Origin of the sequence: uncultured Peptoniphilus sp. (genome assembly GCF_946998875.1) — a bacterium.
GTDB lineage: Bacteria > Bacillota > Clostridia > Tissierellales > Peptoniphilaceae > Peptoniphilus_A.
Genome location: NZ_CAMQAY010000015.1, coordinates 22,159 through 28,158, shown reverse-complemented (window position 1 = coordinate 28,158; position 6,000 = coordinate 22,159). Strand labels below are relative to the sequence as shown.

The window sequence follows — 6,000 nt, the reverse complement described above, 5'->3', positions numbered from 1 at the left end:
AGATAAGTTTTACCAGTACCTGCAGGACCAATTCCAAATACTATGTCGTTATTGTTTATAGCGTCAATATATCTCTTTTGACCAAGAGTCTTCGCCCTTATGGGCTTGCCCATAGACGTGTAAACCACAGTGTCCTTTAAAAGTTCAGAAACTGGTCTCTTCTCATTGTTTTTAATTAGAGAAATAGAATATCTAACATCAGAAAGACTTAAAATATTTTGTTTTCTTGCAGTTTCAATTAAATTTTTTAGTAAAAGTGTGGCATCCTCAACTTTTTCTTCATCGCCACAAATTAAAACTTTGTCATTTTTTGACTTAATAGATACATCTAATTCCTTTTCAATGAGACCAATGTTTTCGTCTAATTTGCCAAAAACAATTGACAATAAATTTATATCATTAATATCAATGGAACTTTCCACTTTTGCCAAATATATACCCCCTTAAACTAGACTATTATAATACCACAAAAAGGCTCACTTTTCCATAGATTATGAAAAGCAAGCCACTATTTATCTAAGACCTAAAGGCTCACCGAAAATTTCTTTATAGACAATAATTTTCGGCAAATCTTCTTCGCCAAAATCTAAGAAATCAAGGTTCAAACTTTCGCCATCTTCATCCTCATAAAAAACTTGGTCTGACTCACACTCCTTTATAAATTCACTATCAACTATCTTTTTACCATCATTTTCTAGATTATAAGTTTTTGAAAGATTGTAGCTTTCTGATAAGTTGTAGGTGTTTTCAAGATTGTAAGTATTTGACAAATTCTCTTGTGGACTTTCTGTTTCCTTTTCTTCCTTTTTTTCTAAAAGTTTTTCCTTTAGTTTTCTTTGACCAAGTCTCGAGTCCTTGTCAATTAACACATTTTTCTTATTTTTCTTAGATTCTTCTTTAGAAATCTTTTTATTCTTTTCTTTTTCTTTCTCTTCTTTGATTATTCTTTTTATTTCATTTGCCAAGCTATCGGCATCTGATCTTCTATCTCCATGAAAATTTTTAGATTTATTTAAATTTCTTTCTTCCTCATGAAAATCTTCATTAAATTTCCTTTTGCCTCTTTTTAAAACTGTAAGTAAAATTTTAAACATTACCACAAAAATTATGGCAGGCATAAAAGAAATTATTGCGATAAAAACATTAAACATAGGATTCATTATTTATTGTCCTTTTTAGGATTTTTATCAGAAATTTTTGAGATAGAATTTCTCATATCAGTATCAGAATTAATATTTTTCATTTTGTAATAATCAAAGACACCTAAATTGCCGCTCTTTAAAGCTTCCGCCATGGCAATAGGAACTTGTGATTCAGCTTCAACAACTTTTGCCCTCATGGCTTCAACTTCGGCCTTCATTTCCTGTTCACGAGCAAGAGCCATAGCTCGTCTTTCACTTGCCTTAGCTTCAGAAATTCTCTTGTCAGCTTCGGCTTGGTCAGTTTGAAGTCTTGCGCCAATATTTCTTGCAACGTCAACATCGGCTATATCAATTGATAAAATTTCATAGGCAGTACCGGAGTCAAGACCCTTGTCAAGAACTACTCTAGAAATTGAATCTGGGTTTTCCAAAACAGCCTTATAGCTTAGAGATGAACCAACAGTTGTTACAATGCCTTCTCCAACTCTTGCTATAATAGTTTGTTCACCGGCACCACCAACAAGCCTTTCAATATTTGCTCTAACAGTTACCTTTGCCTTTACAATGACTTCAATACCATCTTGGGCAACGGCAGAAATATTTGGAGTTTCAATAACCTTTGGGTTAACTGAAACTTGAACAGCTTCAAGCACATCTCTACCAGCAAGATCTATTGCAGCAGCCCTTTCAAATTGTAGAGGAATATTTGCTCTTTGAGCTGCAATAAGTGCATCTACAAGAGTGTTTACATTGCCGCCTGCAAGATAATGGGCTTCAAGACTTGCAATTTCAAGATTTAAACCAGCCTTTGTTGCCTTAATAGCAGGTCTAACTATTCTTGAAGGTTTAACTCTTCTAAGTTTCATACCAATAAGTTCTGAAATTCTAATTTTTACACCAGAGAAAAATGCTGTCACCCATAGTCCAATAGGAACAAAGGACAAAAATATGGATATAAATATAAAAATTAAGACTATAACTATAATGCTTCCAAAGGGATAAAAATTCATAAATCCTCCTAAATATTTTTTTCGACGAAAACTCTTGCGCCGGAAATTCTAACAACTCTAACTTCTTCATCTTTTCCAATGAAACCAACATCTGAAATAACTTCGATTTTTTCCTCATGAAAATTTGCATAACCAGTTGGTCTTAAAGCTGTCTTTGTTATAAGTACATCGCCAAGCTTTACTTCTTCACTTTTCACTCCCACATAGCCCTTATCACTTGAGCTTTCAGTGAAAAGTCTAAGCCTATTTATAAGCTCTGAGTTAATTCCCCTCTTAAGAAGGGCAAATCCTAAAACTATGGCTATTACAAGGGCAATTGCCAAAGAGAAAATAGCAAAGTAAATATCCTTCATTGATAAAACTATGGCAGCTGATATTGCAAGTATTCCACTAATGCCTGCCACTCCAAAACCGGGTATTAATAATTCAAAACCTAGTAATAAGAGTCCCAAGACAAATAGTAAAATTTCAAACCAATTAGTGTTACCCATTGCAATATTTCCCCAAAAGAAAATTACAAAGGCAGCTATTGAAATAATTCCGCCAAGACCAAAGCCTGGAGTCAAAATTTCAAGCACAGCTCCAACTATTGCTACAATAAGTAAAATTGTGAAAATATAATCATTGGAAAAAAATTTTTCTATAAAAGCACTTCCACTTGCTGCATAGATAGAACTTGTCCTAAGCATAAAAAATGGAAGAATGAATAAACAATTTTTAAGATTTTTCACTTTGACCTCCTTTGCTACAAGTTTTGTACCCATAATTTTTTATCAATAATCGAAAAAATTTTAAGATATTGTAAAGTTTTTAAATAGTAAAAAAATCAATTTAAATAGAAAGTATAACAACCTCTCTATAAAAAGATAAAAAAAAGTGTATCACTTAATCGCAAGTAAAAATCGATTAAAAGTGATACACATTTTTGGTGCTAAAGGTGGGACTTGAACCCACACGATCTTGCGACCGCCAGATTTTGAGTCTGGTGCGTCTGCCAATTCCGCCACTCTAGCAAAAAAAGAAGTGTCCAAGACACTTCTATTATTGTGGGGTGGATAGTGGGAATCGAACCCACGATCTTCAGGACCACAATCTGACGCCTTAACCAGCTAGGCCATACCCACCACGTACAATAAGTATATGTTAACAAATTATATATCTATTGTCAATAATTTTTTACAAATTGGAAAGTTTATCCTTTAGGTTTTTTAAAGCCCTTGACCTGTGGCTAATTTGATTTTTTTCTTCATGGCTCATCTCAGCAAAAGTTTTGTCAAAGCCCTCAGGAATGAAGATGCTATCATAGCCAAATCCATTGTCGCCTCTTTCTTCAAGAGAAATTTTTCCAGGACAAACTCCTTCTATGGGAATTATATTTTTGTCCTCGTCAATTAAAATTATCTCTGTTTTAAAGTAGGCACTTCTGTCCTCTTTGTCTTTAAGATTATTTAATAATTTTTCTCTGTTTTTTTTGTCGTCATGCTCTGAAGCATACCTTGCAGAATGAACTCCTGGTTCGCCATTTAAAGCCGTAACAAATAGGCCTGTGTCATCTGATAGGACTGCATAATCAACTCTATCTGCCATGGCAGAAGCTTTTTTTAGGGCATTATCATATAAAGTGTCGCCATCTTCAATTACTTCAAAGTCCAAACCTTCTATGTCAGACTTTCCGTAAATTTTTATGTGAAGATCTTCTAAGATTTCTCTTATTTCTCTCAATTTATTAATATTGTCAGTGGATAAAACTATCTCTCTCATATATACTGCTCCACAATTTCAAAATATTTAAAAATATCTTCTATTCCTCTTTTTGCGCCCTTTAAAAATTCATTTAAGTCTTCTATGGAAAAAGTGTCGCCCTCTCCAGTTCCTTGAATTTCTATTAGCTCAAATTTGTCATTCATTACAACATTTAAGTCTACATCAGCATTGGAATCTTCTTTAAAATCTAAATCTACTAAATTTATGCCGTCGACTTTTCCAACACTAACTGCTGCAAGCTTCGCCTTCATTGGGTCTTCTTCGAATTTTCCACTTTCCAAGGCTTTTTTTACAGCAATTTTTAAGGCAATATAAGAACCTGTAATGGAAGCCGTCCTTGTGCCACCATCAGCTGATATTACATCGCAGTCAATCCAAATAGTTCTCTCTCCAATTTTATCTAAATCTATACAAGACCTAAGAGATCTGCCAATTAATCTTGATATCTCGCTACTTCTTCCGTCAAGTTTTCCCTTGGAAATATCCCTTACTTTTCTCGTTGGGGTAGATCCAGGAAGCATTGAGTATTCGCTGGAAAGCCATCCCTTGTTCTTTCCTCTCAAAAATGTTGGAACTTTATTTTCAATCATGGCTGTGCAAATAACTTTTGTCTCTCCACATTCAATTAATACCGAGCCATCTGGATGTTCAAGATAATTTGGTCTTATTTTAATTTCTCTTATTTCGTCGTTTTGTCTATCTTCTCTCATAATTCCCTTTCTCATTTAATAACATAGCTGTTCATATAGTCTTCTATACCATTATAGATTCCCCTAGCTAATTTATCAATGTAATCAGGGTCCTTTATAGTTTCCAAATCACTTTCATTGGACACAAATCCAAGTTCAACAAGGGCGGAAACATTTTTAGTTTTATTTAAAACAATTATAGCTGGCGTGTTTTTAATTCCACGGTCCACAGCTCCAGTTTCTCTTATTAGTGCCTTTTGTAGGCAAGAGGCAAAGTGTTTTTGAACTGTATCTTTGATTTTAACATTCTTTTCAGATGCATAGAGGACTTCTATTCCCTTTGCACTAGGATTGTCAGAGCTATTGAAGTGAATTGATAGGAACAAATCTGCATTGTTGTCATTTGAAACAGAGGCTCTATCTAATAATTTGATGTACTCGTCTCTATCTCTTGTGATTCTTGCATTGATTTCAGAATTTTCACTTAACTTTTCCATTAAACTTTCAGCAACTAATAAATTTAAATCTTTTTCGTAAGTGTAACCATCTATGCCAACTGCGCCAGAATCCTTACCGCCGTGACCTGGATCTATAACTATATTTAATTTGCCATTAATTTCGATTTTATCTTTTATAACTCTATTTTCTTTTTCTTTGATGTCTAAATCAGCTTCTTCAAAAATTTTGTCTTCATTTCCCTTATTGATTTGATTCTTTATATTTTTAGTTTCTTTTCTTTCACTATTTGATTGGAAGAATCTGTCATCAAAAATTGATTTGGAATTAACCTTAGATTTTTTCTTATTTGTATTTTTCTTAGAATTTTTATTTTCACTTGTCTTTTTATTGTTTTCCTTACCATTTTCAATTATTGATTTTGCACCACTTGTGCAAATTTCTGCTCTTACCTTGTCATTGTTCCAGTCTACATTGTAACCAAAAGTTTCAGATATAAATCTTAGTGGCACCATAGTTTTTGTTTCTCTTCTTGGGCTACTATATAGGGCAAGCTGTGGCGCTTGAGCATCGTCTAATTCAATTTTTTTGTCATTGACAGTGACCATAGGATTATTTATTTGCATATTTATCACATCGCCATTTAAGGTAATTTTTATGCTTTTATCCCTTCCATTCCACTTAACATCGGCGCCAAGTTTTTCTGTAATTTCGCGAATTGGCACAAAAGTCCTTCCATCCTTTATGTAAGGAGAAAAATCAGTTTTAAGTGATTCATTATTTACTAGAACTCCCGCTTCTTTAACTTTATAAAGGTTGTTGGATATACTTACATTAAAAATATTTGCAGCAAAAACTGGAGTAATCAGCATTGCTATAAATAAAATTGATAATTTAATAATTCTTTTCATTTAATTCACCTAATTAAAGTTTATATAG

General features: G+C 33.2%; 7 protein-coding genes and 2 tRNA genes. All 9 read right to left on the bottom strand.

What is annotated here, in order from left to right; all coding sequences use genetic code 11:
* Positions 1–422 (bottom strand): PhoH family protein (locus Q0U74_RS05580; RefSeq protein ID WP_297393136.1); only part of this gene is annotated, 422 nt, incomplete at its 3' end.
* Positions 423–512: 90 nt separating this feature from the next.
* Entirely contained in the window at positions 513–1,160 is a 648-nt protein-coding gene (locus Q0U74_RS05575; RefSeq protein ID WP_297393135.1) for a hypothetical protein, read from the bottom strand.
* Positions 1,160–2,152: a flotillin-like protein FloA gene (floA, locus tag Q0U74_RS05570; protein ID WP_156702219.1), complete on the bottom strand. Its 993-nt coding sequence runs from the start codon at positions 2,150–2,152 to the stop codon at positions 1,160–1,162. The genes Q0U74_RS05575 and floA overlap by 1 nt, the downstream gene beginning before the upstream one ends.
* An 8-nt stretch (positions 2,153–2,160) precedes the next feature.
* Positions 2,161–2,883, bottom strand: coding sequence for an NfeD family protein (locus tag Q0U74_RS05565; RefSeq protein ID WP_297393131.1), 723 nt, complete (start codon positions 2,881–2,883; stop codon positions 2,161–2,163).
* A 195-nt stretch (positions 2,884–3,078) separates the two neighbouring features.
* Positions 3,079–3,165: transfer RNA gene (locus Q0U74_RS05560), tRNA-Leu, on the bottom strand.
* Between the two features lie 34 nt (positions 3,166–3,199).
* Positions 3,200–3,276: transfer RNA gene (locus Q0U74_RS05555), tRNA-His, on the bottom strand.
* Positions 3,277–3,328: 52 nt separating this feature from the next.
* Positions 3,329–3,913, bottom strand: coding sequence for an RdgB/HAM1 family non-canonical purine NTP pyrophosphatase (gene rdgB, locus Q0U74_RS05550; RefSeq protein ID WP_297393129.1), 585 nt, complete (start codon positions 3,911–3,913; stop codon positions 3,329–3,331).
* Complete coding sequence (rph, locus tag Q0U74_RS05545) at positions 3,910–4,626, bottom strand: ribonuclease PH (protein WP_297393127.1); 717 nt, start codon at positions 4,624–4,626, stop codon at positions 3,910–3,912. Before rph ends, rdgB begins: the two co-directional genes overlap by 4 nt.
* Before the next feature lie 11 nt (positions 4,627–4,637).
* A complete protein-coding gene (locus Q0U74_RS05540; RefSeq protein ID WP_297393126.1) occupies positions 4,638–5,972 on the bottom strand; it encodes an N-acetylmuramoyl-L-alanine amidase in 1,335 nt (444 codons plus the stop codon).
* Between the last annotated feature and the right edge of the window lie 28 nt (positions 5,973–6,000).

Bases quoted from the DNA above. Each gene is read 5' to 3' on its own strand.
- Q0U74_RS05575 (WP_297393135.1), bottom strand. From the start codon at position 1,160: ATGAATCCTATGTTTAATGTTTTTATCGCAATAATTTCTTTTATGCCT.
- floA (WP_156702219.1), bottom strand. From the start codon at position 2,152: ATGAATTTTTATCCCTTTGGAAGCATTATAGTTATAGTCTTAATTTTT.
- rdgB (WP_297393129.1), bottom strand. From the start codon at position 3,913: ATGAGAGAGATAGTTTTATCCACTGACAATATTAATAAATTGAGAGAA.
- rph (WP_297393127.1), bottom strand. From the start codon at position 4,626: ATGAGAGAAGATAGACAAAACGACGAAATAAGAGAAATTAAAATAAGA.
- Q0U74_RS05540 (WP_297393126.1), bottom strand. From the start codon at position 5,972: ATGAAAAGAATTATTAAATTATCAATTTTATTTATAGCAATGCTGATT.